Source organism: Streptomyces nigrescens (assembly GCF_027626975.1).
Classification (GTDB): Bacteria; Actinomycetota; Actinomycetes; order Streptomycetales; family Streptomycetaceae; genus Streptomyces; species Streptomyces nigrescens.
On the sequence record NZ_CP114203.1, the window covers coordinates 793,616 to 819,849 of the forward strand.

A 26,234-nucleotide genomic window follows, 5' to 3' on the forward strand; every position below is an offset into this window, starting at 1 on the left:
CTTCATTAGACGGCGCGTCCGAGGGGCGGCCGGGGTGCCTCGCCGGGGCGGCGCGGTGGCGTACGCCGTTCGGTGCAGCGTCGCCCGTCACATGGAGCGAATGCGCATATAGCGCTTGATGTCAGGCAGCACGGACTTCACGACGAGGGCGAGCGCGGCGGCGAGGGCCCCGCTCAGGGCGAGCTTCAGCATGGTGTCGTGTTCCTCTCACTGGTGTGCGGTCCGGCGGCGGACGGTGTCGGTTCCTCCGCGCCGACCAGCCGCAGGATGAGCTGTACGGCCTCGTCGACCGCGGCGTCGACGGGTTCGCTGAGCCCGATGCCTTCGGCGACATCGGCCGGTTCGCAGCCGACGACCATGACGCGTTCCGGGCGCCGGCCGCCGGTGCCCGCACTGAGGGTGTCGAGCAGTGCGAGCACGGCGTCGGGGGTCATGTGGTGCCCGTCCAGCGCGGTGGCCGGCGGGCGGTCGGCGGGAGTGGTGGCGTCGAGGAGGTAGACGGTGCCGGGTTCACCGCCGCGCGCGGAGGCGTCCACCAGGAGCACCGTGTGGTAGCCCTCCAGCATCTGGTAGGCCAGGTGTACGCCCCGTACGCCGACGTCGACGACCTCGACCCCGTCGGGGAGTTGGTGCTCGTCGAGCCGGCGGACGGCCTCGACGCCGAAGCCGTCGTCGCCGAGGAAGATGTTGCCGACGCCGGCGATCAGCGTCTTCGCGGGCCGCTTGGCGACGGCTGCCTCGGGACTCACGCGTCCTCCAGGGGAGCGACCTCGTCGGGTTGGAAGTACAGGAACCGGCCCTGCTCGCGCCGGATGTCGACGCCCGGATCGCCCTCCACGGTCACCGCGAGGTGCACCCCGCCGTCGACGTCGTGCAGGACCGCCTCCACATGCGCCGTACGGCCCTGGAGGAAGAGGTCCTGGGCATCGGTGCGCCGCAGGCCGGGGCGCAGCAGCACCCTGCTGCCGGCACCCACCGACCGACCGTCGACGGTGATCCGGTCGCGTACGGGGTCGACGCTGCGGTCGCTCTCCGGGTCCCACCAGGGGGTGTCCGGACGGACGCCCGGCACCTCCGGGGCGAGCTCGTCGGGGGCGGCCGGGCCGGGCCCGGTGACCTCGCGCAGCGCCCGTACGGCGCCGTGCAGTCGCTCCAGCACCTCGGGCGGCATGGTGTCGGCGAGCTCGATGACCTCGGCGGCGCGGGGGTCGGTGCCGCGGGCCTCGCGCTTCTCCTCATCGGTGAGGGCCGCGGTGCGCAGGGCCAGGATCTCGTCGATCTCCAGGGCGTCGTAGAGCGCACCGGGGCTTTCCGGGGCGATGGCCGGGTGGTCCTCCAGGATGATCGGCGCGGAGAGCACCACATCGGCGCGGCCGGACTCACCGGCCAGCACGGGCCAGACGTGCTCGTTGCGGCAGGCCGCGACGGCGCCCCTGGCCCACTCCGGCGGGTCGGTCATGGACACGAAAGCGCCCGCGCTCAGGCCGAGGAGGAGATGGGCACCGACAAGTGAGCGGGGCAGTGCCGCGGCGCGGTCGGCCTCGGTGTCGTCCGGTTGCCAGGTGCTGGTGTTCTCGACGGTCGCGGTCAGCCGGAACGCCGCGTACGGGCCGTCGAGTTCGCTCGCGGTGAGCCGGACCCGGCCGTCGATCTCGGCACTGTGGCGCACCAGCCGGCCGACGAGCTGTCCGTCGGCGTCGTGGACCTGCTCGGTCTCCTCCCGCGCGGGCCGGTTGAAGGGGACGGTGACGCCCTCGCCGGTCAGCTTGGAGATGTCGGCCACGAGCGTGACGCGTTCCTCGACGCCCTCGTCCCAGGGGACCAGCACCCGGTCAGGCAGTTCGAGTTCCGCCACGGTCTCGAACCCGCCGTCCGCACAACGGCGTTGGACCGTCCGCCGCTGGGCGCGCAGGAACCGCAGCTCGGCCGAGAGCCGGGCACCGGAGCGGGGCTCCATGAGGCATTCGGTGCGCTGGAAGGAGTGCTCCGCGCTGCCGGCGCCCCAGTGGGGCGGGACGAGCACCCCGAACTGCCAGCGGAGTTGGTTCTTGGCGGCGGACGCGCGGTACGGGTAGAGCACATAGCCCTCGAACAGCACGGCGTCGGCCACCTGGCGGGCGGCGGCGAAGCGGTCCGCCGTCTCCTCGGGCAGCACGCTGGTCGTCACGGCGCGGTCCTCTCGCTGACGGGGCGGACGGCGGCGCCCGGGAAGAGCCGGGCGCGCGGTGCGGGCGGTTCGGTGCCGTCGGCGGCGGCCAGCAGGGACTCGACGGTCGCCTGCCAGGAGGGCAGGGCGTGCCGGGAGCGGTAGGCGAGCAGTGCGTCGAGGGTTTCGCGGGGCAGCCGCAGCCAGCCGCAGCCGGGGAAGTGCGTCTCGGTCATCTCCTGCCAGACGGCCACCGGCATCCGCACGGACGCTTCCTTGTTCCAGGGCACCGGCTGCACCTGGAAGCCGCCGGGGCCGGCGAACACCGTGCCGGAGAACAGCAGCAGCAGCGGCACCTCGCCCTCGCGCAGCGCATGGAAGTAGCGGCCGACCGCGACGTCCAGGTCGTAGGTGCAGGGGACGGGGAGATCCACCTCGGTCTCGCCGGTGAAGCCGGGGACGACGAGGGAGACGTGGGCGAACTGCAGGGGGTGCAGGGTGGTACCCCAGCGGGACCGCTCGCCGAAGAGGTCGGACAGCGCCTCGGCCTCGTCGGACCGGTAGCCGCGCCGGGCCGGTTCGATGCGGAGCTGGCAGCGCAGCGCGAGGGCGTGCACCCGGGCCGCTCCGGCGGCGGTGATGCGCAGCCGGAAGAGGAGGGTGGGTGCGGCGGCGTAGCGGTCGGCGCGTACGCCGGTGCAGACGAAGGACAGCTCGGTCACGGCCGGTCGTCCCCCTTCGGCTCGCGGGCCCGGCGGGCGACCTTGGTGAAGAAGTCGGAGAGCGCGGCGCGGGCCTCGGCGCCGCCGTCGAAGCCCTGCCACAACAGCCGCATCCGGCCGACGAGTTCGTAGCAGATGTCGACGGGCACCAGATAGCAGTCGATACGGCCCTCGGAGCGGCGCAGCAGCAGCGCCTCCACATCGGGCCGGAGGAGGGTGGCCAGACGGCTGGCGGAGAGCACGGTCTGCCAGGTCGACGGATCGAGTTCGCTCTCGGTGGCGCCGGCCGGGCTGGGGTAGAGGGCGGCCAGCCGGTCCTGGTCGGCGCTGCGCAGGAAGAACGCGACGCCGACGGGGATCTGGAGTTGGTCCCAGGCCGCGTCGTCGAGGGTGTGGCCGGGGTCGACGAGATAGCGGTCGGGGACCGTACGGAACTGTCCAGCGCCGGCGCCGGGCCGGTCGAAGAGCAGCGCGCACGGGGTGCAGGCACAGGCGAGCGCGCGGCGTTCGGTGTCGACCAGGTGGCGGTGATTGTGCTCGGCGAGCACCATGGCGCACAGTTCGCAGCGTTCGGGGGCGGCCGGCACCGGCGCCCGGAAGCGGCGCAGGCCGCGGTGGGCGGGCGGCGGTCCCAGGCGCGGTGGCGCCGCTGGCCGGCCGCTCACGAGGCGGTGGCGGCGGTCGGCGGGCGACGGGAGATCTGCAGCAGCGCCGGCTCGGGCCGCTCGCCCGCCGCCTCCCACTGCATCGAGGTCACCTCGGGCGCGAAGCAGGACACGGCGGCCTCGACGGCCTGTTGCGCCTGCCGGCTGGTGCTCGGGCAGCCGCAGCCGCCGGAGTCACCGGAGCGCAGCCGCAGCGTTCCGGTGTCCCCGTCGAACTCCGCGACCTCGGCGGGGTGTTGACGGCGGACGCTGTCCAGGGCGCGGCCGATGCGGGCCGCGGTGTCCTCGGGGTGCAGATCGTGCAGCACCAGCAGGCTGGTCACCAGATCGTCGCCCAGCAGCGCCGAGCGCGGACCGCCGTCGTCCGTGCCGCTGCCCAGGAGGTGCATGATCCGGGCGAGTCCCGCGCCGTAGAAGTCCATCAGGACGCGGACGAGTTCCTCGGCGGCGGCGCTCGCCTCACGGTCGTCGCGCTGCGCGAGGCGGTCCAGTACCTCTTCGACGCGCCGGCCGGTGGCCTCGGCGTTCGGCACGGCGGCGGACGCGGCGCCCCTGGGTGCACCGGCCTGCGGTGCGGCGGCCTGCACCGTGGTGGCCCCGGCGCTCATCCGGCGAGCCCGCTCAGGCCGGTGGGCACATGCATCTTCTGTACGGACTGCCCGTTGCCGACGTACATGTGGACGCCGCAGGGCAGACACGGGTCAAAGCTGCGCACCGTGCGCATGATGTCGATGCCCTTGAAGTTCTCCGGGGTGTTCTCCTCGAAGATCGGGGTGTTCTGGACGGCGTCCTCGTACGGGCCAGGGGTGCCGTAGGTGTCCCGGGTGCTGGCGTTCCACGGGGTCGGCGGGTACGGGTGGTAGTTGGCGATCTTCCCGTCCCGGATGACCATGTGGTGCGAGAGGACGCCGCGCACCGCCTCGGTGAAACCGCAGCCGATGGACTCGTCGGGAACCTCGAACTTCTCCCACGTCTGGGTGCGTCCGGCGCGGACCTCCTCCAGGCCCTTCTCCGCGAAGTGCAGCGCCATGGCGGCGGTGTACGCCTGGAAGTAGGTGCGGGCGCGGTTGCGCTCAATGGCGTTGCTCCACTTGGGGATCTTCCACTCGAAGCGGGCCTCGGGCCGGGTCATGGAGCGGGGCAGGTCGATGGTGACGCTGTGGCCGGTGGACTTCACGTACGGGGTGTCCACCAGTCCGGACAGTGCGGTGGACCACAGCCGTGCGATCGGGCCGCCGCCGGTGTCCAGGGCCAGATGCTCCTTGCCGTCGAACCAGCGCGGGGACATCACCCAGCTGTACTTGTCGGCGAAGTCCCGCTTCTGCGGGGCGGGGATGGTGTGCTGGTTCCACGGGTGGCGCGGGTCGACGGGGTTGCCGAGCGGGTCGTGGGTGACGAACTGCTCCTGGCCTTCCCAGTCCTGGTAGTAGGAGCTGCCCAGCAGGATCCGGATGCCCAGGTTGATCTCGGTGAGGTCGTTGGTGACCAGTTTGCCGTCGACGATGATGCCCGGGGTGACGAACATCTTCCGTCCCCAGTCCGTCATGTTGCGATAGGTGAAGTCGCAGTGGTCGGGGTCGTTGAGCGCGCCCCAGCAGCCCAGCAGGACGCGCCGGCGGCCGACCTCCTCGTACCCGGGCAGCGCCTCGTAGAAGAAGTCGAACAGGTCGTCATGGAGCGGGACGACCCGCTTCATGAACTCGACGTAGCGCATCAGCCGGCTGAGGTAGTCGGTGAAGAGCTGGACGCTGGCGACGGTGCCGACTCCGCCCGGGTAGAGCGTGGAGGGGTGCACATGGCGGCCCTCCATGAGACAGAACATCTCCCGGGTGTAGCGGCTGACCTGGAGCGCCTCGCGGTAGAACTCGCCCTCGATGGGGTTGAGGGAGGTCATGATGTCGGCGATGGTGCGGTAGCCGTGGTCGCCCGCGTGGGGGGCTTCGGTGCGCTGGGCGAGCTCCCACACGCCAGGGTTGGTCTCGCGGACCATCTTTTCGCAGTAGTCGACCCCGACCAGGTTCTCCTGGAAGATGTTGTGGTCGAACATGTACTCGGCGGACTCGCCGAGGTTGATGATCCACTCCCCCAGGTGCGGGGGCTTCACCCCGTAGGCCATGTTCTGCGTGTACACCGAGCAGGTGGCGTGGTTGTCACCGCAGATACCGCAGATGCGGCTGGTGATGAAGTGCGCGTCACGGGGGTCCTTGCCCCGCATGAAGACGCTGTAGCCACGGAAGACGGACGAGGTGCTGTAGCACTCCGCCACCCGCTTCTGCTTGAAGTCGATCTTGGTGTGGATGCCGAGGCTGCCCACGATCCGGGTGATCGGATCCCAGGACATCTCCGTCAGACCGCTGCCGTCGGCCGCCTTCGTTCTCGGTGCCATCGTGAGTGCCGTGCCCTTCTTTTGCGCGCGGGGGTGAGGTCGGACGGACGGTCCGGGGTGCCGGACGGCTACGGGCGGGGTGTGCTCACCAGGGTTTCCGGTAGCCGGTGGTCAGTTGGTCGCCGCGGTGGCGCCACTTGGGCTCGTGGTCGACGGTCCTGGCCGTGATGCTCCGCAGACGGCGGACGACGCTGCCGTACGCGGCGCTGGCGCTGCTGGAGAGCTTTCCGCCGGGGGGCTCGTCCATGAACGGCATGAACTTGTCGGGGAAGCCGGGCATGGTGCAGGCGATACAGATGCCGCCGACGTTCGGGCAGCCGCCGATGCCGTCCATCCAGCCCCGCTTGGGCACGTTGCATTTGACCACGGGCCCCCAGCATCCGAGCTTCACCAGACACTTGGGCGAGTCGTACGTGGTGGCGAACTGGCCCTGCTCGTAGTAACCGGCCCGGTCACAGCCCTCGTGCACGGTCTCCCCGAAGAGCCAGGTGGGCCGCAGCTGGTCGTCCAGCGGGATCATCGGAGCCGCGCCCGTCGCCTGGTAGAGCAGGTAGGTCAGCGTCTCCGAGAAGTTGTCCGGCTGGATCGGGCAGCCCGGCACACAGACGATCGGGATCCCTGCCTTGGACGTCCAGTCCCAGCCCAGGTAGTCGGGCACACCCATGGCGCCCGTCGGGTTGCCCGCCATGGCATGGATGCCGCCGTACGTGGCACAGGTGCCGATCGCCACCACGGCGAGCGCCTTGGGGGCGAGCCGGTCGATCCACTCGCTGGTGGTGATCGGCTGGCCGGTCTCCGGGTTGTCACCGAAGCCGCACCAGTAGCCTTCCGGCTTGATGGACTCGTTGGGGATGGACCCCTCGACGACCAGCACGAACGGGTCGATCTCGCCGCGTTCGCCCTTGAAGAACCACTCGATGAAGGTGTCCGCGCCCCCGACCGGGCCGCATTCGAAATCGATCAGTGGCCAATGGACGGCGACCTTGGGCAGCCCCGGCAGCACACTGAGCGCGATCTCCTCAATGCTCGGCTGCGTCGCGGCGGTGAGCGACACGGAGTCGCCATCGCAGCTCAGGCCGGCGTTGATCCAGAGAATGTGGATCGGGGACTCGTCCTCGGCGGACGGCTTTCCGTTCGCTGCGGCCTTGTCGGCCACGCTCGAAGCTGCAGACATGGGGATGTCTCCTAGGCAGATATGCAACGAAAGCGCTCATTCAAGGCTTCCATCCACCTTGGTAACACCGATACCGAAGCACGGGGCGGTCACCAGGGGCCGTTGTGGTGACATACCACCCGAGCGTCCGAATCGAAGGCCACAGCACCACAGCGGGTCACCGTCCTCCGCGAAGGCCTGCGGTCCGGTCCGGCCGGCCCCCTCCCGGCATGCCGCACGCCCCCGGCGCACCGTGCGCCGGGGGCGTGCTTGTCGTGACGAGGCCGTCCGCGGCTGTCCTTGCCGCGCGCCCGCGGACCGGGCCGTCAGCCCAGGGAGCCGGCCGTCACCGCGGTCACGTCGAACCGCCCGCCGCACACCCGCAGTCCGCGGCTGCCGGTGGTCATCGACTCCTTGGAGCCGGGCGGGTAGACGAAGACGAGCTGCGACTTGGCCCAGCACGGGGTGTCCGAGACGCCCTCGTTGAGGGTGTGCAGCAGGGCGTGTGCGCTCTGGCCCGGCTGGAGCCGGACGGCACCGCCGGCACCGCCCTCGCGGGTGGCGGGCTTGCCGACGGCCGAGCCGTCACGGTTGATCAGCGAGACCCCGGGGAAGCCGCGCAGCGAACAGGCCTTCTTGCCCTTGTTCGTGAAGACGAGGGGGTAGCGGATGTTGCCCGCACCGGCGTCGGAGGCGCCCAGGCGCAGCGACATGTTGGCGGCGGTGCAGCGGTCGGAGGCCGCCGTGGTGGAGGTGTGGGCCTCTGCGGCGCTCGGCGCCTTGCCCGTCGGCTCACCGCCGGGAGAGGCCACCGCTTTCGCCGACGGCTTCTGAGCGGCCGCGGTGGACTGCTCCTTCGCAGCGGACGGCTGCGCACTGCCGTGGGACGTCTTGTCCCCGCCACTCGCCTTGTCGTGCGACGTGGCGGGTGCGGCGGCCGACGAGGGGCGGGATGCGGCGTCGGGGCCGCCCTCACAGGCAGTGAGCGCAAGCGCCGCGACAACGATCAGCGATCCCGCGGCGACACGACGACCGCGGCCGAGCATCTTGATGGTGAGCGACATAAGTGTCCCCCTCGTCTGGTAGGGCGAGCTCTCGTAGTGGGGTGCGGTCCGTCCGTTGCTCGTTCCAGCGTGGCCCTGGGCACTGCCGGTCCGCTAACGAGGCACTAACACACCACTAACGAGCTTGGGTGCTCGGCACGCCGATAACCCCGGCAACCGGTGTGACCAGCCGGGTTTCGGGGCGCGCCGCTCAGACTCGCAGAAAATTCCCGATGTGCGGATGCGGCACCCCCGAGTTCGGCCGTTCCGCCGACCCGGACCATAGGCCCCACGGGCCCCTGCAGGCCCACCGGCCCCAGTGGGCCCGCAGAGGGCCGGGTCCGCTACTCCCCGTGTCCCCGGTCGGGACCGTCGTTCGGCGGACCGGGGACGAGAGGGCCGTAGGAGTCGCGGCCGCCCCGCCCGGGACGCGTACGCCCGCGCCCAGGGCCGGGGAGCCGGTACGCAGGCGTAGAAGGACCTGGGTTAATGCCGCGGACGGCGGGCGCCGTGGAGCGCCCGCCGTCCGCGGCCCCTACGAGACCTCCCCCTTCGCCCGGTTCACGGCCGACAGCACCGCCCGCACCGAGGCCATCAGGACGGAGGTGTCCCGGCCCGCACCCCAGTACGTGGCGCCGCCGATACGGCACCGGACGTAGGCGACCGCGGCACTGTCCGGGCCCGGGGCGAGGGCGTGTCCGGCATAGCTGAGGATGCCGACGGGGTGCCCGGCGGCGGCCAGCGCGTCGGTGAAGGCGGCGAGCGGACCGTTGCCGGAGCCTTCGTAACGCCGCCGGCCGTCCGCGGCGTTGCCCCCGCCGAAGCTGCACACGACACGGTGCTCACCCGGCGCGGGCTCGGTGGCGCTCCAGGAGCCGAGCGTCAGCGGGCCCTCCTCCCCCGGCGCGAGATAGGTGCTCCGGAAGAGCTCCCACAGCTCCTTCGGGGTGGCCTCCTGTCCGCTGTCGTCCGTGGCGCGCTGCACCGTGCGGGAGAAGTCGGGCCGCAGGTCCTGCGGCAGGTCCAGGCCGTGGTGCAGCTGCAGGAGGTGCGCGATCCCGCCCTTGCCGGACTGGCTGTTGACCCGGATGACCGCCTCGTAGGTGCAGCCGAGGTCGGCCGGGTCGACGGGCAGATACGGCACCGTCCAGGGCGCCTCGGACTCCGGTACGCCCAGGCCGGCCGCGCGCCGCGCATGGTGGGCCAGCCCCTTGCTGATGGCGTCCTGGTGGGTGCCGGAGAAGGCGGTGTGGACGAGCTCACCGGCATACGGATGGCGTGGGTGGACGGGCAGCCGGATGCAGTCCTCGACCGTGCGGCGGACGGTGGAGAGATCCGAGAAGTCGATCATCGGGTCGACGCCCTGGGTGTGCAGATTGAGGGCGAGGGTGACCAGGTCGACGTTGCCGGTGCGCTCCCCGTTGCCGAACAGACAGCCCTCCACCCGCTGCGCCCCGGCCAGCACGGCGAGTTCCGCACAGGCCACTCCGGTACCGCGGTCGTTGTGCGGGTGCACGGAGAGGACCACCGCATCCCGCCGCGTCAGATGCCGGTGCATGTACTCGATCTGGTCGGCGTACACATTGGGCGTGGCGACCTCGACGGTGGCCGGCAGATTATGGGTCACCGGACGGTCCGGCGAGGCGTCCCAGAGGTCCGTCAGACCGTTGCAGATCTCCAGCACGAGATCGGGCTCGGTGAGGTTGAAGACCTCCGGCGAGAACTGGAACCGGATGCCGGCCCCGGGCCGTGCCGCGGCCAGCCGGGCCATATGCGTCGCGGCATCGAGTACCAGGTCGCGCACCTCCGCCCGGCTGCGGCCGAGGACCACCTCACGCCACGTGGGTGCGGTCGGCGTGTAGAGGTGCACGACGGTGCGCGGCAGCCCCTCGATGGCCGCGAAGGTCCGCTCGATCAGTTCCCGGCGGGCCGGGGTGAAGACCACCACCGTCACGTCGTCCGGCACCGCACCGCTGTCCGCCAGATGGCGGACGAAGTCGAAGTCGGTACGGCTCGCGGAGGGATAGGCGACCTCGATCTCCTTGAAGCCCATCGCGACCAGCAGATCGAACATCCGGCGCTTCCGGGGAGTGTCCATCGGCTCGGCGAGCGCCTGATTGCCGTCGCGCAGATCGACCGGCACCCACAGTGGGGCCCGCTCGATCCGGGCGGCGGGCCAGGCCCGTCCGGTCAGCGGCACCTCGACGCGGTCCTGCGCGGGCCGGTAACGGTGGGCGGGCATCGCGCTGCCGCGCTGCGGATTCCACGCCGGCGCGTCGGCGGGTACGGGGCCGGCGGGCGTACGGAGGGTGGGAAAGCCGCCCGCGGCGGTGCGATCGGCTGAAGTGGTGCGGGGCATGACGGTCCTTCACAAGCCGGAGGGAGACCGGCAGCACCGAACCCCGCGGCGGGGTGCCGGTCGCGTCAGGCCCCGCCACGGCGGCCGATAAGGAGACCACGCAGCTTCATGGCCGGTACACTAACCACGGAACAACTCCTCAGACAACCTGAGAGGTATGACGGGATGGCACTCGAAGCTCTCCGCCCCAGCCCGCTGGTCGAACAGGCCGCCCAGCGGCTGCGCGACCAGATCACCGGCGGGCACTGGCCGGTGGGCACCAAACTCCCCGGCGAAACCACGCTGGCCAAAACCCTCGGCGTCGGCCGCTCCACGGTCCGCGAGGCCGTACGGGCCCTGGCCGGCGCCGGGTTGGTGCAACCACGCCAGGGCGCCGGCGTCTTCGTGATCGCCACCGAGCCCACCGAGGACTGGCCCACCCGCCTGCGCCGCGCGGCCGTCGCCGATGTCTACGAGGTCCGCGCCATGGTCGAGGTACAGGCCGCCCGGCTGGCCGCCACCCGGCGCACGGAGGCCGATATCGCGGCGATGCGGGCCGCCCTGGAGGGACGGCGTTCGGCCGCCGGAGCCGGCCACGCGGCTTTCGTGGACGCGGATATCGCGCTGCACGCGGCCGTGGTCGAGGCCGCGCACAACCCCGTCCTGACCGATCTGTTCACGGAGTTCGCACCGGCACTGCGCCAGGGGCTGATCGACCTGGTGGAACTGCTGGGGCTCGGGAACGAGGAACCGCAGCACGGTGACGCCCGGCACGCGGCACTGGTCGAGGCCGTGGCGGACGGCGACGGGGAGGCGGCGAGCCGCGTCCTGCAGACCGAACTCGAGGAGACGCTGGCGCAGCTGCTGAACCGCTGACCTGCACCGCACGGACCGCGAACGGACACCCGCCGATTACCGCCGCGCCCCCGCATTCGACAGGATGGGAGGCATGACCGAGATCCGCACCCCCCGCCTCATCCTCCGCCGCTGGACCGACGACGACCTCGCCCCCATGGCGGACATCAACGCGGACCCGCTCGTCATGCGCTGGATCGGCGACGGCTCCACCCTCGACCTGGACCGCACCGCCGAGGAAATCGAACGGTGGGAGGAGGAGTGGGACGACGAGGGCTTCGGCCTCTTCGCCGTCGAACTGCTCGCCTCGGGCGAACTGGCCGGATGCGCCGGCCTGTCCGTACCCGAATTCCTGCCCGAGGCCCGGCACGAGATCGCGATCAGCTGGCGCCTCGGCCGGCAGTACTGGGGCCAGGGCTACGCCTCCGAAGCTGCCCAGGCGGTGCTGGAGTTCGCCCTCCAGGACCGCGGCCTCGACCGCGTCATCGCCATCAACCGGCTGGGCCATGAGTCCTCGCAGAACGTCGTACGCAAGCTCGGCATGGCCTTCGAACGGGAGGCGACCCATCCGGAGTACGGCCATGCACTGACGGTGCACAGCATCGACCTCACGGAGTATCAGGGCTGAGGGGGGCCGGGGGGCGGGGTCGGGGGGACGGGGTCGGGAGGGGGACGGGATCGGGCGTCTGGGGGCGAGCGCCGGGGGCCGGAGGCTGGGGGCCGGGGGTTCGGCCACCGAAGTTCCATGACGTCCCCCTCCGGCCCGTCGGGACCCCTCAAGCACCACGCAGCGAACCGGAACCGGACCGGCAGCGGGCCAGCGGACCGGCGGGCAGCTGACTGCGGTGCCTGGTGGGCCGGAGCAGCTCAGCCGGCGGCTGTCGGTCGCTGGGCGAGCTCCAGATCGAGGGTTTCGCTGGCACCCGCGGTGAGGGATATCGGGGCGGAGTGCGGCGGGTAGCCGGCCGCGGTGAGGGTGTAGTGCCGGCCTCTCAGGTCGGAGAAGGCGAAGGCGCCGTCCGGCCCGGTGACGGTGTGTCCGGCGACCGTGCCGTCCTCGACGAGGGTCACGGCGGCATCGGTGAGCGGTCGACCGCCCGGGCCCCGTACGGTGCCGCGGACCGTGGCCATCGGCTGGAGGCGGGCGTCCTGCCGTTCCGGTGCGCCGCCGGACAGTTCCATGGCGCGGGCCTGCGGCTGATGGCCTACGGCGCTGAGGACCAGGGTGTAGTGGCCGGGCGGCAGTTGGGGGACGTGCCAACTCCCCTCGGCACCGGATGTCGTACGGGTCACCACGATGCCTTCGGCATCGGTGACGACGATGCTCCCGCCGGCCAGCGGGGTGCCTTCGGCGCCGCCGAGCAAGGTGCCGCCCAGTCGGCCGGTGGGTGCGAGGATCAGGTCGACCCGGGTCGAACCGCCCTTGCCGTGGTACGTGGCGGAGGCCGCGTACGGGGTGTGGCCGGGCGCGGCGCCCGTGAGGACGTAGATGCCGGCCGAGGAGGCGTCGAGTGCGTAGCGGCCGTCGGCGTCGGCCGCGGTGACGCCGGCCTGGCGGCCCTGCCGGTCGATCAGGGTGATGCTTGCGCCGGGAACCGGGCCGCCGGAGGTGTCCACCACCCGGCCCCGGAAGCCGGCGGCGTCGGCATCGGCAACGGCTCCGGCACCGGCAGTCGTCGCGTCGGGGGCGGGCCGCGCGGGGGCCGTGTGCCGTTCGGTCACCGGCTGCGCCCAGGACGGTGCCGGCTTCACCAGCGGGGCCAACTGCCCGGCCGATGCAGTCAGTTCGGCCGGTTCGGCTGCTACAGCCACTGCGGCCGGGGCAGCGGGTGCGGGCGCGTCAGCAGGTGCGGGGAGCGTGGCGGCGAGCGGCGCAGCGGTCTCCGCCGCCGGCCGCGCCGCACCCCGCGCACCGTCGGTGTCGGCTGCGTCCGCCGCCTCTCCGTCGGTGCTCTGCGCGACCAGGGTCGGGCGGGACGCCTTCCGCTGTGACGGCAGGAAGGACGCCAGGGCTACGCCGATGAGAACCGCGGCAGTGGCAATGAGGAAAGAGACCCGGAAGCCGGCCATCGTGGGCACCGTCACCGGTCCCACGCTCTTGGACATATGGGCCAGCACCATGCCGATCACCGCGCTGGACACGGAGGTGCCGATGGAGCGCATCAGGGTGTTCAGACCGTTGGCGGCGCCGGTCTCCGAGGCGTCGACGGCACCGATGATCAGCGCGGGCAGCGAGGAGTAGGCCAGGCCTATACCGGCGCCCACGACCACCGCGATGATGACGGTCTGCCAGGCGGCATTCATCAGGCCGATGCCCGCGCCGTAGCCGATCGCGATGACCAGCATGCCGAGCAGCAGCGAGACCTTGGGGCCGCGCCGCGCGGCGATCCGCGCGTACAGCGGCGCGACGAACATCATCGTCAGGCCCAGCGGCGCCATGCACAGCCCGGCCACCACCATCGACTGGCCCAGGCCGTAGCCGGTCGACGTGGGCAGTTGCAGCAGCTGCGGCAGCACCAGGGAGATCGCATAGAACGCCACACCGACCGTGATCGATGCGAGGTTGGTCAGCAGCACCTCACGACGTGCGGTGGTCCGCAGGTCGACCAGCGGATCGGCGAGACGCAGCTCCATCACGCCCCACAGGACCAGGATCAGGACCGCAACACCGAAGAGTACGAGGGTCGTCGGCGAACCCCAGCCCCAGTCACTGCCCTTGGTGAGGGGCAGCAGCAGAGCCACCAGACCGGCCGACAGCCCGATGGCGCCCGCCACGTCGAACCGCCCCTGGGCCCGTACCGCGGTCTCCGGTACGACGAGGAGCGTGAGCAGCATCGACAGCACGCCGAGCCCGGCGGCGCCGAAGAACAGGGCGTGCCAGTCGGCGTGTTGGGCGACCAGAGCCGCGGCCGGCAGTGCGAGCCCGCCGCCGACGCCGATCGATGAGCTCATCAGACCCATGGCCGAGCCGAGCCGTTCGCGCGGCAGCTCGTCGCGCATGATGCCTATGCCGAGCGGAATCGCGCCCATGGCGAAGCCCTGCAGCGCCCGGCCCACGATCATGGTGACCAGGTCACTGGTGAAGCCGCAGATCAGCGAGCCGACGACCATGACCGCGAGGCTGGTCAGCAGCATCCGCCGCTTCCCGTACAGGTCACCGAGGCGCCCCATGATGGGAGTCGAGACGGCACCGGCGAGGAGGGTGGCCGTCATGACCCAAGTGGCGTTGCCTGCCGTGGTGTTGAGCAGCACCGGCAGGTCCTTGATGACCGGCACGAGCAGCGTCTGCATCACCGCGACGACAATGCCGGAGAAGGCGAGGACCGGGACGACGCCGCCGGAGGATCTGCGCTTCCCAACCACTGCCGGGTCGGACACCGGGGGCACGGCTGGGGTGCCCACGGTCCTTTCGGGAAGCTGGTCCGTCGTCGTCCGGTTCATACGCGCGGCCTCCAGGGCGGCAGAGGTGAGTGTGGTGGGTGGGTGTCGCCAGGGGGTGGCGAAGCAGGGGTGAGCGGCAGGCGTTCGGGCATCGGGCGTCGTCTGCGGGCATGGGCACGTCAGGCCGTGAACAGAGGGCAGTCCGATACGTACAAGACTGATACGTGCATGGCGAACGTTTTATCCGGGAGTCCTATTCCGCCGCGCGGCCCCGCGTCTCGCCCCGGCGGCCGTGACCTGCCTCACGCCGCCCCGCCCGCTACTCTCCCCCGCCCCGCCCATCGAACCTCCCCCTCGCCCCGCCTTCGATGCGGAATCCACCGAGCCCACCGAGCCCACTGAACCCGCTGAATCCAGTGAACCGCACGCCACTGACAATCCCGCGCGACAGCGGCCACCACCCCGCCACCACCGCTCACGACTGCTCATGCACTGCCGTACCCGTTACCCGTCAACGGCGAGAGGCGCCGCGACCCTTCCGCGACGCCTCTGACCTGCACAAGTTATCCACCACTTGCTCACACTTCACCATTCAACACCGTCTGCGCGGTATGTTTTCACCCCGCTCTCAAGGTGCTGAACAGCCCGCCCCGGCCCGGCTCCCGGCCGGCCGGGCTCACCGCGTGGGAACGCCGGCCTCGGCATCGGCCGCGACATCCGCCAGGGCCTTCCCCTGCAGGGCGGCATCGAGTTTCGCCCCGCGCTCCGGGTCCAGATTGAGCTTGGCGAGGATGGCCGGCACCGCGATGCTGGGGAGAGTGTGCTGGAAGAAAATGGTCAGGCGCTGGCTGAGGTCGGCCTGATTGGTCAGCGCATGTGACATCAACTGCAGGCCGGCGAAGGCTCCGACGAAGAGCTCGGCGGTCTCAGGCACGACGACGCTCTCCATGATCTCGCCGCGGTCCCGCGCCTGATCCAGCAACTCCACGACGAACCGGGTCCAGGCGAGCATCGACTGCTTGCGGTCAAGGTGGTTGGAGCCTTGCTCGACCGCCAGCCGGGCCGCCCCGCGCTGGATCGGGTCACTGCGCAGCCGGTATGCCAGCACCTGCCCCGCGTCGACGAACTCCTGCAGCTTGATCTTCTGCGGCTCCACCGCGATGTCCAGCACATGCTCGTCAAGTACCGCGAGCGCGAGCTGCTCCTTGGAGGCGAAGTGGAAGTACAAGGCGCCCTTGGTCACGCCGGCGCGCTCCAGGACTTCGGCGATGGTCGCGCGGTCGTAGCCGAGGTCGTCAAAGACCGATGCGGCCGCCTCCAAGATCAGTCGCCGGGTCCGGATCGCGCGGTCCTGTTGCGCCACAGGACGCCTCCTGTCTCTCGATGTATTTTCACGTTCCGCATCAGTTAGCTACCGCTCAAGTCGCGCCTGGACCAGCTACTTGCTCCGTTTCGCCGCCCGGCATTGAAAATAAAACCGGATGGTACGTATCTTAACAGCGCCGGACCTCATCCCATTGAGACGCCTGGGGGCAGTCATGAGCGACACGATGCACGTCAGCGGCGCTGTTCAACCCAGGGCTCCACATCAGACGCAGCCGAAGCGGAACCACCACAGCACCGCCGATTATCGCCGCGACCCCGGTGTCCCACGGGAATTCGTGCACCGTCCCTTCATCGACGACATTCTGGTCACCTCATGGCATCGCCGGGACGACTCCCACTTCTCGCTGACCGCACAGTGGCCGCACGATCACGGGTATTTCACTCCGGTCCATGGCCGTCACCATCTCATTCTCACCGGCGAGACCATTCGCCAGGCCGGGCTGCTGCTGTGTCACACCGAACTCGGCGTACCGGTCGGCCATCACTTCATTCTCGGGGACCTGGTATATACAACCCACCCCGAGCACCTGGTCGTTGGCAGCGGCCCCACCCGGCTGTCGATCGATGTCACCTGCAGCCGGATGCGGATGCGGGCAGGCACGCTCACCAGCGGGCACTTCGACATGACCATCCGCAAGGCGGGCCGGATCGTCGCGACCGGCCACTCCGACGTGACCGTCACCTCCCCCGCCGTCTACCGCCGGATCCGCGGCGACCGGCTAGCCGCACGCCGACCGCTCGGCCCGCCCCCCACAGCCGTACCGCACCAACTGACCGGCAGCGCCCATGACAGCGATGTCCTGCTCTCCCCCACCGCCCGGCCCGACCGCTGGCAGCTGCGTATCGTGCCCGGCCATGCCGCGATGGTGAACCCGGCGAACGACCACATTCCGGGAATGCTGCTGCTCGACGCCGCGCAGCAGGCGGCCCGCGCGCTCACCGCGCCCCAGGCCTTCGTGCCGTACGCCTTCGGTACGGAATTCCGCCGTTACGCCGAGCACGGCATTCCCTGCGTCATCGAGGCGCACCGCCTCCCGTCCGCGCTCCCCTGCACCACGACGGTCCAGGTCACCGGCTCCCAGGACGGCCGGCCGGTGTTCCTCTCCACCCTGACAGCGCTGGAAACCCGGGACTGAGCACACTGCTCACGAGCCGCCTGCGTCACGACAGGCATCCGCAGGTCATGGCCGCCGCACCGCGCGATCGGCCACCGCGGGTCTGAGCCGTAGCGGCTCTTGAGGCAGGTACGGCCGGCCCCGGCAGCCGCACCACGGCACAACACGGCACAACACGGCACAACACGGCAATTGAAGGTCCACGGCGGCAGCAGGACCGCCGCAGTTACACGGAAGGCCAATCACACTCATGGGTGACCTCAACGGAAAGACCGCGCTGGTGACGGGATCCAGCCGGGGTATCGGCCGGAGCATCGCCCAGCGCCTCGCCAAGGACGGTGCACTGGTAGCCGTCCACTACGGCAGCAATGACACCGCGGCCAAGGAAACGGCGGAGAGCATCACCACAGCGGGTGGACGGGCCTTCATCGTGGGCGCGGAACTGGGAGTTCTCGGTGATGCCGAAGCCCTCTTCGCCGCCTTCGACACCGAACTCGCCGCCTCTGGTGCGGAACCCGGGCTCGACATTCTCGTCAACAACGCAGCGCTCAACTTCCCCGGGCGCATAGACCAGGTGACCCCCGAGGAGTTCGACCGCACCATCGCGGTGAACATCAAGGCCCCGTTCTTCCTCGCCCAGCACGGTCTGCGGCGGATGCGGGACGGCGGACGCATCATCAACATCTCATCGGCGGTGACGAGTACGGCGCACCCCTCGCAGATCGCCTACAGCATCTCCAAGGGCGGGATGGACACCCTCACCCTGGCCCTCGCCAAGGACCTCGGTGCCCGCGGGATCACGGTGAACACCATCGCCCCCGGCTGGGTCGAGACCGATGTGACCGCGACGCGGCGGGCGACGCCTGAGGGGCGGGCCGCGCTGGCGGCCTATTCGGTGTTCAACCGGATCGGCAAGCCCCAGGACATCGCCGACGTCGCCGCGTTCCTCGCCTCGGACGACTCCCGCTGGATCACCGGCCAGCGCTTCGACGTCACCGGCGGCTCCATGCTCTGACGCCGCCGGGCACCGCCCTGGGCGGGCGCGGGCGACGGCGTCGTCAGGCGTCGTGGAATACCAGGCCCAGGGAGTGCCGCCGGCCGGAGCGGACGGTGCTCACACCGTGGCGTACGGGGCCTGCCGACCAGCCTCGGGCGGAGCGTACGGGGCGGTCGCGGGTGGTGAAGATCAGGCCGTGGCCCTGCGGCAGGACGGTGGTGGTGCCGCGGGACTGGGCGCGCGGCCGCTGCTCGACGAGGAGGAATTCCCCTCCGGTGTAGTCGGTGCCCTGCTCGTCCAGGCCGATGACCACCTGGAGGGGGAAGACCATCTCCCCGAAGATGTCCCGGTGCAGCGCGTTCCAGTCGCCCTCCCCGTAACGCAGCAGAATCTGTGCGGACTTGGTCTGCCCGGCTTCGTGGCACAGGGTCAGCCACTCCTCCAGGGTGTCCGGCCAGGGGGCCGGTCTGCCGAGCTTGTCCGCCCAGTCGCGGGCGGTCTTCAGCAGGTGCGGGTAGAACGCCTCGCGCAGTGCCTGGACCGGTTCGGGGAGCGGGTCGGCGAAGTAGCGGTACTGGCCCGAGCCGAAACGGTGCCGTGCCATGTCGATGGTCGAGCGGAAGCGGGCACGGTTGCCGGATGCCGCGCCGTGGTCCGAGGCCGGCTCGTCGTACAGCGCGCTGAGGGCGCGGCAGTCCGCCGGGCTGAGCAGACGTGGGGTCACCGCGCAGCCCACAGTGTTGAGTTCCTCGGCCAGCGCCGTCCAGTCGGCGGCGGCGACGCGCTGGGCGAGCGTGGCGGCGCGGGCGTGGCGCTTGGTGGTCGTGGTGGTTGCAGTGGTCGTGGTGGTCATGGAGCGCTCCAGTGGGGCGGGGCGGCGCCCGGCGATCGCGGGCGGCGCGGGGCGGCTCAGAGGGCATCCGGCGTGACATCGGGGAGGGCGCCCTCAATGCCGAGGAGCTGCCGTTTGCGTACGGGCCCGCCCGCGTAACCCGAAAGGGAACCGTCCGCGGCGATCACACGGTGGCAGGGCCGGACGACGAGCAGCGGGTTCGCGCCGATCGCCGTTCCGATGGCGCGCACCGCACCCCGCGCAGCACCGATATCGGCGGCGATCTTCCCGTACGTGGTGGTGGTGCCGTACGGGATGGCCTCCAGCGCCTGCCACACCCGCCGCTGGAAGTCCGTTCCCCGGGCGGGGGCGTAGGCGATGCCGAAGCGGGTCAGCTTCCCGTCGAAGTAGGCGCGGAGCTGGTGGGCGATGTCGGCGAAGGCGGCGGGGGCGTACGTCCAGCCGTCCTGGACGGTCGCCCCGCCCTTCTGTCCGGGCACGGACAGCGAGGCGAGCGCGAGGCCGCCCGGGGCTGTGGCCGATTCCTCGCCCACCAGCAGGAGTTCGCCCAGCGGGCTGTCGAGGGTGGTGTAGAGCGTCATGGTCCGGTGCTTTCCGTGGTGGTGGGGCGGGGGTTCGCCGGCTCCGTGGCCGGCGCGTTCCAGAAGTGGTGCATCGCGTACGAGCGCCAGGGGCGCCAGGATGTCGCCCGCTCGTTCAGACCTGCCGTCGGGACTCCGGCCCGGCGCATGCCGGCCAGTACGGCCGCATCGCCGGTCAGCAGGACATCGGGGTCCCCGAGGGCACGCATCCGGATGTATCCGGCGGTCCACGGACCGATGCCGCGCAGCCCGAGGAGCGCGCGTTCGGCCTCGTCACGGTCGGCTCCGGCGTCCAGGACGACCGTGCCGTCGGCGAGTGCGGAGCTCAGGGTACGCAGGGTCGCCCGCCGCGACTCGGGCATCCCGAGCTCGGTGAGGGTGGCCTGCGCCAGGTCCTCGATGCGGGGGAAGAGGTGGGTGAGCGCACCGGCCGGCTCGGGCAGCGGTTCTCCGTGGGCGGCGACCAGGGCGCCACCGAGCGTACGGCCGGCCGCGACCGAGACCTGCTGTCCGAGTACGGCACGGACGGCGAGCTCGTCCGGGGCGGGAGCGCCCGGGGAGCGCAGTCCGGGGCAGCCGTCCACCAGCCGCGCCAGTACGGAGTCCGCCCCGAGCCGCTCGGCGACCGCGTACGGATCGGCGTCCAGATCGAAGAGGCGGCGCACCCGCTGGCTCGCGGTGGTGAGGTCCCGCAGCTCGGTCAGGCGCAGCCGGCAGTCCAGCCAGCCGTCGCCGGCCGCCTCGTCGACCTCGGCGATCCCGGTTCCGTGCGGCAGCCGCAGGGTGCGCCGGTAGGTACGGGCACCGGGCTCGCCGCTGACCTCCTCGACACCGGTGATCGCGCGCCGCTGGAGGTGGTCGAAGAGCTGCCGCGCCGCATACGGCCCGCGGAAGGCCAGCCGCAGCGGCAGCACCCCTGGAGTGGTGGGCGGCGCGACCGGTCCGAATCGGGTGCCCTTGCCGGGGCGGGCGGCGCGCAGCCCGCTCGGGGTGAGGGCGTAGATCTCCTTGATGGTGTCGTTGAACTGCCGCACGCTGGCGAAGCCCGCCGCGAAGGCGATCTCGGCCGCCTGCAGTCCGGTGGTCTGCAGCAGGACCCGGGCGGTGTGGGCACGCTGTGCCCGCGCCAGGGCCACGGGCCCGGCGCCCAGCTCGGCGTTCAGCTGGCGCTGGACCTGCCGGGCGCTGTAGCCGAGCCGGGCGGCCAGACCGCGGACGCCTTCCCGGTCGACCACACCCTCACTGATCAGCCGCATCGCCCGTCCGACGAGATCGGCACGGGCATTCCACTCCGCCGAGCCGGGCACCGCATCGGGGCGGCAGCGCCGGCAGGCCCGGAAGCCGGAGCCCTGGGCGGCCGCCGAGGTCGGGAAGAAGGCGACATTCCGGCGTCGGGGCGTGGTCGCGGGACAGCTCGGCCGGCAGTAGATCCCGGTCGTGGACACCGCGAAGAAGAAGGCGCCGTCGAATCTGGCGTCCCTGCTGCGCACCGCCTCGTACCTGCTGTCCTCGTTCATCACAGAGTCCACTGTGCAGCAGGTCAGGCGGCGGTGCTGGCGGAAATCGGACGGAGCGTTCGGGGCGTGGGGGGCGCTGTGGGGCCGGGCGGTGCGGCGGGGCCGCACAGTCTTGGGGGAGGCAGCGGGCGTGGTCTTGCTGGAGGCAGCGGGCGTGCGGGCTCGGGTACCCGGCTCGCGTCCCCGGCTCGTAGCTGCGGATCTGCCGCGGGAGCGCGGCACGAACGTGCGGCACACCGGCGGTCCGGCAGGCAACAGCCTTTAGCAGTACGGGAGTTCAGGCTTACGGCCCCCGGGGAGAGAGCCTCGTGCGGGCGCCCGGCTGGATCGTCCGGCGTGGGCTCCCAGGGGATATACCCGAATTGGGGAGTTCCGCCGCGTCGAAACGGCCCTACGACGCCACTATCGCGAGGATCACCAGGAACGCGACCAGCGCGAAGGTCTCCCAGCGCATCGCCCTCCGCAGGACGTTCAAGTCCGAAGAACCCCCCGACCCGCCCCTCAGCGGCGAGTACCCGCCGTCGTCGCTGGTCCCGTTGTCCCCGTCGTCGCTCACGCCGTGCTCCCGCTCTCCTGCCGTCAGCTCACCGGCCGACGGCCTGCCCATCGTCGCTCGTCAGCGTATCCCCCTGCCCAGCGGCACCGAGAGGCGGCCACGAATGCGGAGAAGGCCCGGCTACGGCACGGTACGGCTACGGCTACGGCTACGGCTACGGCCACGACTGACGATGGCGTGCGTGCGCGTCGTTCCGCCTCGTACGGCAGCCGCCCCAACAGCCGACCGGCCCCGCCGTTCAAGGCGGTGGCATCGGCCAGTCGTCCAGCGAGCCACCGCGCCATTCGACGAGGCGGGGGTCGTCCAGCTCGATGTCCCCGGCCGGACTGGCGACGCCCGCGCGGCGGAGGAATTCAGCAACATCGCCGCGGCCATGGGCCAGGCCGACGATCTGCCCACGCACGGTCACCCGTCGGCCGCCGGACGGCGTCGGCGGGTGCACGATGACAGGCGGATGCTCGGTCATGCCTCCAGCGTGCGCTGGGCTCCGCGCTCGCGCATTTCGGCAGCCGCCGTGAGCGTCACCCCTCCGCCGTCGCGGTGCGCCCGCCCACCGGCGTCGCCTGCGCCTGACGCGCGGCCTGCAAGCCCGCCCGTGACCTCGACCGGCGACCGGGCCGTACGCGACAATCGCGGCCATGACCATGGATGATCTTGTGATTCCCGATACCCGGGCCTGCCGTGCCGCGCTGGAGGTGGCGAGTGCCTACTGCTCGCCCGCGCTGCTGAACCATTCCGTGCGGGCATACCTCTGGGCGGCCGGCTATGCCTCGGCCCACGACATCGCCTTCGATCCGGAACTCCTCTATGTGTCGGCCATGTTCCACGACATCGGGCTGGTGAAGGAGTTCGACAGCCACACCGTGCCCTTCGAGGAGGCGGGTGGCCATGTGGCGTGGGTGTTCGGGGCGGGCGCCGGGTGGCCGGTGGAGCGGCGGGTACGGGCGTCCGAAGTGATCGTCCGGCATATGTGGGACGCCGTGGAGGTGGCACTGGATCCGGAGGCACATCTGCTGGTGTTCTCCACCTCATTGGACATCTCCGGGCAGCGTCCCGACGCCCTGCCGGCCGACCTCCGCACCGAGGTGCTGGCGCGCTATCCGCGGCTCGGCCTCGGCGAGGAGTTCCTGGCGTGCTTCCGGAACCAGGCCGAGCGCAAGCCGGACAGTTCCGCGGCGGCCTCGGTCCGCCAGGGCATCGCCGCGCGGATCTCCGCCAATCCGCTGGATGCGCCCGGCGTGTAGCGGGCCTACCCGGTGCCGTACGAGGCCTGCCGGACAGTACAGTCGGCGGCAGCGGCATGAGGAAGCCCCGGCCAGACGGGGGGACGCTGGCCGGGGCGGCTCGGGAGGGGTGTGCAACACCCACACCCATTTGAACGGTGAACAACAGCTTGGCGTTCCACACGCAGACGTGACGGTCGTCACGCCAGCGGCCACTCTCGCCGCCGCTCGCCGCTCGTCGCCCGCCCGAGCGGACGTCGGGCTCAGTTCTCGGTGGTGTGTCCGGAGAGGCGTTCGACGCCGCGGAGGAGGGCGGAGTGGTCGAGGCCGCCGTCGCCCTGGGCGCGGAGGGCGGCGACGAGTTGGGCGACGACGGTGCCGACGGGCAGGGCGGCGCCGACGGCGCGGGCGGCGTCGGTGACGATGCCCATGTCCTTGTGGTGCAGGTCGATGCGGAAGCCGGGGCGGAAGTCGCGGGTGGTGAAGTTGTCCTTCTTGCGGGCCAGGACGGTGGAGCCGGCCAGTCCGCCGCCCAGGACGTCGAGGGCGGCGGGCAGGTCGACGCCGGACTTCTCCAGGAAGACGACGGCTTCGGCGCAGGCCTGGATGTTGACGGCGACGATGAGCTGGTTGGCGGCCTTGACGGTCTGGCCGGAGCCGTGGGGGCCGCAGCGCACGATCGTTTTGCCGAGGGTTTCCAGGAGGGGGCGGGCGGCGTCGAAGTCGGCCTGTTCGCCGCCGGCCATGATGGACAGGACCGCTTCGATGGCGCCGGCTTCGCCGCCGGAGACGGGGGCGTCCAGGACGCGGATGCCCTTGTCGGCGGCGGCGTGGGCGAGGTCGATGGAGGTCTGCGGGGTGATCGAGGACATGTCGATCAGCAGGGCGCCGCGGCGGGCGTGGGCCAGGATGCCGTCGGGGCCGTAGGCGATGGCCTCGACCTGCGGGGAGGCCGGGACCATGGTGATGATGACGTCGGCGTCGGTGACGGCCTCGGCGATCGAGCCGGCCGCGTGGCCGCCGTTCTTGGCGAGCCGCTCCAGCTTGTCGGCCTCCAGGGTGTAGCCGGTCACCGAGTAGCCGGCCTTGATCAGGTTCTCGGCCATGGGCGAGCCCATGATGCCCAGACCGATCCACGCGATCTTGGGAAGATTGCTCATGAGGTGCCTCTTTCACATCGCAGAAGGGGAAGACGGCGGCGGACGAGCGCCGTCCGGGTCTTGACGGGAGGGGCGGCGCACCGGGCGCGGGCGTGCACACCGCGCCCGGCACACCGTCCGGATCGAGTCCGGCGCCGGTCCGGCGTCAGACCTTGAGCGGCTTGATCGCGGTGGGCGCGTGACCGGGCTCGGTCGCGATGTCCTCCCACTCGTTGACGCTGGCGATGTCGGAACCGCTCATCGAGATATTGGTGATCCGCTCCAGGATGGCCTCGACGACGACCGGGACGCGGTGCTCGGCGGCCAGCTTCTTGGCCTCCTCGAAGGCGGCGCCCAGCTGGCTCGGGTCGGTGACCCGGACGGCCTTGCAGCCCAGGCCCTCGGCGACCTTGACGTGGTCCACGCCGTAGACGCCCAGCTCCGGCGAGTTGATGTTCTCGAACTCCAGGTTGACCTGGAAGTTGATGTCGAGGTTGCGCTGCGCCTGACGGATGAGCCCCAAGTAGGCGTTGTTCACCAGGACATGGATGTACGGGATCTGGTGCTGGGCGCCGACGGCCAGCTCTTCGAGCATGAACTGGAAGTCGTAGTCACCGGAGAGCGCGACGACCGGGGTCTCCGGGTCGGCGGTGGCGACGCCCAGCGCGGCCGGGATGGTCCAGCCGAGCGGGCCGGCCTGGCCGCAGTTGATCCAGTGGCGCGGCTTGTAGACGTGCAGCATCTGCGCGCCGGCGATCTGGGAGAGGCCAATGGTGGTGACGTAGCGGGTCTCCGGGCCGAAGGCCTTGTTCATCTCCTCGTAGACGCGCTGCGGCTTCATCGGGATGTTGTCGAAGTGCGTACGGCGCTGCAGCTGGGCCTTGCGCTCCTGGGTGGCGGCCGCCCAGTCGCCGCGGTCGGGCAGCTTGCCGGCGGCCTTGAGCTCCCTGGCCACCTCGACGAACAGCTCCAGCGCGGCCTTGGCGTCCGAGGCGATGCCGTAGTCCGGGGCGAAGATCTTGCCGATCTGGGTCGGCTCGATGTCGACATGGACGAACGTGCGGCCCTGGGTGTAGACGTCCAGCTTGCCGGTGTGGCGGTTGGCCCAGCGGTTGCCGATGCCGAGGACGAAGTCGGACTCCAGGAAGTTCGCGTTGCCGTAGCGGTGCGAGGTCTGCAGGCCGACCATGCCGGCGTTCAACTCATGGTCGTCGGCGAGGATGCCCCAGCCCATCAGGGTGGGAACGACCGGTGTGCCGGTCAGCTCGGCGAACTCCACCAGCAGGTCACAGGCGTCGGCGTTGATGATGCCGCCGCCGGCGACGATCAGCGGGCGCTCCGACGCATTCAGGAGCTTGAGGGCCTTCTCGATCTGGGCGCGGGTCGCGGCCGGCTTGAAGGCCGGCAGCGGCTCGTACGTCTCGGGGTCGAAGTCGATCTCGGTCAGCTGGACGTCGATCGGCAGGTCGATGAGGACCGGCCCGGGGCGTCCGGAGCGCATCAGGTGGAATGCCTGCTGGAAGACACCGGGGACCTGCGCGGCCTCCATCACCGTGGTGGCGGCCTTGGTGACCGGCTTGGCGATCGAGGCGATGTCGACGGCCTGGAAGTCCTCCTTCTGGATCACCGCGGTGGGGGCCTGGCCGGTGATGCACAGGATCGGGATCGAGTCACCGATCGCGGAGTAGAGGCCGGTGATCATGTCCGTGCCGGCCGGGCCGGAGGTACCGATGCAGACGCCGATGTTGCCCGGATGGGTCCGGGTGTAGCCCTCGGCCATGTGCGAGGCGCCCTCGACATGACGCGCCAGCGTGTGATCGATCCCGCCCGCGCCCTTGAGCGCCGCGTAGAAGGGGTTGATCGCGGCACCCGGCACTCCGAAGGCGTGGGCCACGCCCTCCCGCTTGAGGATCTCCACCGCGGCGCGGGCGGCTGTCATTCGAGGCATCGAGTACTCCTGCGTCGACCTGTCACGGGCAAGCTCCAGCGCAGCGCCGGAGAGGGTTAATTCCGTATCGTGGAACTAATGTTTTGCTTTATGGAAGGAAAGTAGAACGCGGCGATGCAGCCGTCAAGGGGATGCGGGACGCATGGGGTCGCGGGGCGGCCTCGTGGAACGGCAACGCGAACGCCCGGCCAGTTACCGGCCGGGCGTTCATACAGGGCAGACGGGGCGGG

Annotated in this window: 24 protein-coding genes; 5 read left to right on the forward strand and 19 right to left on the reverse strand. The window is 71.0% G+C overall.

Annotated features, from left to right (window positions below; all coding sequences use genetic code 11):
• Positions 1–87 precede the first annotated feature (87 nt).
• The 10 genes from STRNI_RS41520 to STRNI_RS03675 form a co-directional block, all read right to left on the reverse strand.
• On the reverse strand, positions 88–192 hold the full coding sequence (locus STRNI_RS41520) for a DUF6893 family small protein (protein WP_371874773.1): 105 nt from the start codon (positions 190–192) through the stop codon (positions 88–90).
• Positions 186–749: a hydrogenase maturation protease gene (locus STRNI_RS03635; RefSeq protein WP_018092038.1), complete on the reverse strand. Its 564-nt coding sequence runs from the start codon at positions 747–749 to the stop codon at positions 186–188. Before STRNI_RS03635 ends, STRNI_RS41520 begins: the two co-directional genes overlap by 7 nt.
• Complete coding sequence (locus STRNI_RS03640) at positions 746–2,167, reverse strand: hypothetical protein (RefSeq protein ID WP_018092039.1); 1,422 nt, start codon at positions 2,165–2,167, stop codon at positions 746–748. The genes STRNI_RS03635 and STRNI_RS03640 overlap by 4 nt, the downstream gene beginning before the upstream one ends.
• Entirely contained in the window at positions 2,164–2,868 is a 705-nt protein-coding gene (locus tag STRNI_RS03645) for a DUF6084 family protein (RefSeq protein WP_266439924.1), read from the reverse strand. The genes STRNI_RS03640 and STRNI_RS03645 overlap by 4 nt, the downstream gene beginning before the upstream one ends.
• On the reverse strand, positions 2,865–3,419 hold the full coding sequence (locus STRNI_RS03650; protein WP_018092041.1) for a DUF5947 family protein: 555 nt from the start codon (positions 3,417–3,419) through the stop codon (positions 2,865–2,867). The genes STRNI_RS03645 and STRNI_RS03650 overlap by 4 nt, the downstream gene beginning before the upstream one ends.
• 110 nt (positions 3,420–3,529) lie before the next feature.
• A complete protein-coding gene (locus STRNI_RS03655; protein ID WP_204166012.1) occupies positions 3,530–4,141 on the reverse strand; it encodes a hypothetical protein in 612 nt (203 codons plus the stop codon).
• Positions 4,138–5,919, reverse strand: a complete 1,782-nt coding sequence (locus STRNI_RS03660; protein WP_018092043.1) for a nickel-dependent hydrogenase large subunit — start codon at positions 5,917–5,919, stop codon at positions 4,138–4,140. Before STRNI_RS03660 ends, STRNI_RS03655 begins: the two co-directional genes overlap by 4 nt.
• An 85-nt stretch (positions 5,920–6,004) precedes the next feature.
• Positions 6,005–7,093 (reverse strand): NADH-quinone oxidoreductase subunit B family protein, encoded by a 1,089-nt coding sequence (locus STRNI_RS03665; protein ID WP_026170050.1) that lies wholly within the window; start codon positions 7,091–7,093, stop codon positions 6,005–6,007.
• A gap of 305 nt (positions 7,094–7,398) precedes the next feature.
• Positions 7,399–8,136: a DUF4232 domain-containing protein gene (locus tag STRNI_RS03670; RefSeq protein WP_277410530.1), complete on the reverse strand. Its 738-nt coding sequence runs from the start codon at positions 8,134–8,136 to the stop codon at positions 7,399–7,401.
• Positions 8,137–8,650: 514 nt separating this feature from the next.
• Complete coding sequence (locus STRNI_RS03675) at positions 8,651–10,474, reverse strand: 2-isopropylmalate synthase (protein ID WP_277410531.1); 1,824 nt, start codon at positions 10,472–10,474, stop codon at positions 8,651–8,653.
• A 165-nt stretch (positions 10,475–10,639) separates the two neighbouring features.
• On the opposite strand from STRNI_RS03675, the gene STRNI_RS03680 reads away from it, so the two are divergent.
• Together STRNI_RS03680 and STRNI_RS03685 are read left to right on the forward strand one after the other, a co-directional pair.
• Positions 10,640–11,329 carry a FadR/GntR family transcriptional regulator gene (locus STRNI_RS03680; protein WP_277410532.1) on the forward strand — a complete coding sequence of 230 codons (690 nt, stop codon included), beginning with the start codon at positions 10,640–10,642 and terminating at the stop codon, positions 11,327–11,329.
• A 73-nt stretch (positions 11,330–11,402) separates the two neighbouring features.
• Positions 11,403–11,936: a GNAT family N-acetyltransferase gene (locus STRNI_RS03685; RefSeq protein WP_159484327.1), complete on the forward strand. Its 534-nt coding sequence runs from the start codon at positions 11,403–11,405 to the stop codon at positions 11,934–11,936.
• A 239-nt stretch (positions 11,937–12,175) separates the two neighbouring features.
• On the opposite strand, the gene STRNI_RS03690 is transcribed toward STRNI_RS03685, so the two are convergent.
• Both STRNI_RS03690 and STRNI_RS03695 read right to left on the reverse strand, forming a co-directional pair.
• Positions 12,176–14,749, reverse strand: coding sequence for an MFS transporter (locus tag STRNI_RS03690; RefSeq protein ID WP_277410533.1), 2,574 nt, complete (start codon positions 14,747–14,749; stop codon positions 12,176–12,178).
• A 616-nt stretch (positions 14,750–15,365) separates the two neighbouring features.
• The gene (locus STRNI_RS03695) at positions 15,366–16,052 is read right to left on the reverse strand and encodes a ScbR family autoregulator-binding transcription factor (protein WP_274739904.1); all 687 of its coding nucleotides are present in this window, start codon (positions 16,050–16,052) and stop codon (positions 15,366–15,368) included.
• 175 nt (positions 16,053–16,227) lie between these two features.
• Here STRNI_RS03695 and STRNI_RS03700 point away from each other — a divergent pair, with 175 nt between their 5' ends.
• Positions 16,228–17,211, forward strand: coding sequence for a ScbA/BarX family gamma-butyrolactone biosynthesis protein (locus tag STRNI_RS03700; protein WP_229837840.1), 984 nt, complete (start codon positions 16,228–16,230; stop codon positions 17,209–17,211).
• Positions 17,212–17,440: 229 nt separating this feature from the next.
• Positions 17,441–18,205: an SDR family NAD(P)-dependent oxidoreductase gene (locus STRNI_RS03705; protein WP_159484331.1), complete on the forward strand. Its 765-nt coding sequence runs from the start codon at positions 17,441–17,443 to the stop codon at positions 18,203–18,205.
• Positions 18,206–18,248: 43 nt separating this feature from the next.
• Here the strand turns inward: STRNI_RS03705 and STRNI_RS03710 are convergent, their stop codons facing one another.
• The 5 genes from STRNI_RS03710 to STRNI_RS03730 form a co-directional block, all read right to left on the reverse strand.
• The gene (locus STRNI_RS03710; protein WP_277410534.1) at positions 18,249–19,040 is read right to left on the reverse strand and encodes a 2OG-Fe(II) oxygenase; all 792 of its coding nucleotides are present in this window, start codon (positions 19,038–19,040) and stop codon (positions 18,249–18,251) included.
• Between the two features lie 56 nt (positions 19,041–19,096).
• A complete protein-coding gene (locus STRNI_RS03715) occupies positions 19,097–19,621 on the reverse strand; it encodes a methylated-DNA--[protein]-cysteine S-methyltransferase (RefSeq protein WP_266439903.1) in 525 nt (174 codons plus the stop codon).
• Complete coding sequence (locus tag STRNI_RS03720) at positions 19,618–21,138, reverse strand: AlkA N-terminal domain-containing protein (RefSeq protein WP_277410535.1); 1,521 nt, start codon at positions 21,136–21,138, stop codon at positions 19,618–19,620. Before STRNI_RS03720 ends, STRNI_RS03715 begins: the two co-directional genes overlap by 4 nt.
• Before the next feature lie 391 nt (positions 21,139–21,529).
• Positions 21,530–21,745 carry a hypothetical protein gene (locus tag STRNI_RS03725; RefSeq protein WP_018092056.1) on the reverse strand — a complete coding sequence of 72 codons (216 nt, stop codon included), beginning with the start codon at positions 21,743–21,745 and terminating at the stop codon, positions 21,530–21,532.
• Between the two features lie 187 nt (positions 21,746–21,932).
• Positions 21,933–22,160, reverse strand: a complete 228-nt coding sequence (locus STRNI_RS03730; RefSeq protein WP_018092057.1) for a hypothetical protein — start codon at positions 22,158–22,160, stop codon at positions 21,933–21,935.
• 172 nt (positions 22,161–22,332) lie between these two features.
• On the opposite strand from STRNI_RS03730, the gene STRNI_RS03735 reads away from it, so the two are divergent.
• On the forward strand, positions 22,333–22,938 hold the full coding sequence (locus STRNI_RS03735) for an HD domain-containing protein (protein WP_277410536.1): 606 nt from the start codon (positions 22,333–22,335) through the stop codon (positions 22,936–22,938).
• A 242-nt stretch (positions 22,939–23,180) separates the two neighbouring features.
• Here the strand turns inward: STRNI_RS03735 and STRNI_RS03740 are convergent, their stop codons facing one another.
• Entirely contained in the window at positions 23,181–24,077 is an 897-nt protein-coding gene (locus STRNI_RS03740; RefSeq protein ID WP_277410537.1) for a 2-hydroxy-3-oxopropionate reductase, read from the reverse strand.
• A gap of 145 nt (positions 24,078–24,222) precedes the next feature.
• The gene (gene gcl, locus STRNI_RS03745; protein ID WP_277410538.1) at positions 24,223–26,004 is read right to left on the reverse strand and encodes a glyoxylate carboligase; all 1,782 of its coding nucleotides are present in this window, start codon (positions 26,002–26,004) and stop codon (positions 24,223–24,225) included.
• Between the last annotated feature and the right edge of the window lie 230 nt (positions 26,005–26,234).

What these genes read in the sequence shown, in the direction of transcription:
- STRNI_RS41520 (WP_371874773.1), bottom strand. Translation starts at nt 192, where the DNA reads ATGCTGAAGCTCGCCCTGAGCGGGGCCCTCGCCGCCGCGCTCGCCCTC.
- STRNI_RS03650 (WP_018092041.1), bottom strand. Translation starts at nt 3,419, where the DNA reads ATGGTGCTCGCCGAGCACAATCACCGCCACCTGGTCGACACCGAACGC.
- STRNI_RS03655 (WP_204166012.1), bottom strand. Translation starts at nt 4,141, where the DNA reads ATGAGCGCCGGGGCCACCACGGTGCAGGCCGCCGCACCGCAGGCCGGT.
- STRNI_RS03660 (WP_018092043.1), bottom strand. Translation starts at nt 5,919, where the DNA reads ATGGCACCGAGAACGAAGGCGGCCGACGGCAGCGGTCTGACGGAGATG.
- STRNI_RS03665 (WP_026170050.1), bottom strand. Translation starts at nt 7,093, where the DNA reads ATGTCTGCAGCTTCGAGCGTGGCCGACAAGGCCGCAGCGAACGGAAAG.
- STRNI_RS03670 (WP_277410530.1), bottom strand. Translation starts at nt 8,136, where the DNA reads ATGTCGCTCACCATCAAGATGCTCGGCCGCGGTCGTCGTGTCGCCGCG.
- STRNI_RS03675 (WP_277410531.1), bottom strand. Translation starts at nt 10,474, where the DNA reads ATGCCCCGCACCACTTCAGCCGATCGCACCGCCGCGGGCGGCTTTCCC.
- STRNI_RS03680 (WP_277410532.1), top strand. Translation starts at nt 10,640, where the DNA reads ATGGCACTCGAAGCTCTCCGCCCCAGCCCGCTGGTCGAACAGGCCGCC.
- STRNI_RS03685 (WP_159484327.1), top strand. Translation starts at nt 11,403, where the DNA reads ATGACCGAGATCCGCACCCCCCGCCTCATCCTCCGCCGCTGGACCGAC.
- STRNI_RS03690 (WP_277410533.1), bottom strand. Translation starts at nt 14,749, where the DNA reads ATGAACCGGACGACGACGGACCAGCTTCCCGAAAGGACCGTGGGCACC.
- STRNI_RS03700 (WP_229837840.1), top strand. Translation starts at nt 16,228, where the DNA reads ATGAGCGACACGATGCACGTCAGCGGCGCTGTTCAACCCAGGGCTCCA.
- STRNI_RS03705 (WP_159484331.1), top strand. Translation starts at nt 17,441, where the DNA reads ATGGGTGACCTCAACGGAAAGACCGCGCTGGTGACGGGATCCAGCCGG.
- STRNI_RS03710 (WP_277410534.1), bottom strand. Translation starts at nt 19,040, where the DNA reads ATGACCACCACGACCACTGCAACCACCACGACCACCAAGCGCCACGCC.
- STRNI_RS03715 (WP_266439903.1), bottom strand. Translation starts at nt 19,621, where the DNA reads ATGACGCTCTACACCACCCTCGACAGCCCGCTGGGCGAACTCCTGCTG.
- STRNI_RS03720 (WP_277410535.1), bottom strand. Translation starts at nt 21,138, where the DNA reads ATGAACGAGGACAGCAGGTACGAGGCGGTGCGCAGCAGGGACGCCAGA.
- STRNI_RS03725 (WP_018092056.1), bottom strand. Translation starts at nt 21,745, where the DNA reads ATGGGCAGGCCGTCGGCCGGTGAGCTGACGGCAGGAGAGCGGGAGCAC.
- STRNI_RS03730 (WP_018092057.1), bottom strand. Translation starts at nt 22,160, where the DNA reads ATGACCGAGCATCCGCCTGTCATCGTGCACCCGCCGACGCCGTCCGGC.
- STRNI_RS03735 (WP_277410536.1), top strand. Translation starts at nt 22,333, where the DNA reads ATGACCATGGATGATCTTGTGATTCCCGATACCCGGGCCTGCCGTGCC.
- STRNI_RS03740 (WP_277410537.1), bottom strand. Translation starts at nt 24,077, where the DNA reads ATGAGCAATCTTCCCAAGATCGCGTGGATCGGTCTGGGCATCATGGGC.
- gcl (WP_277410538.1), bottom strand. Translation starts at nt 26,004, where the DNA reads ATGCCTCGAATGACAGCCGCCCGCGCCGCGGTGGAGATCCTCAAGCGG.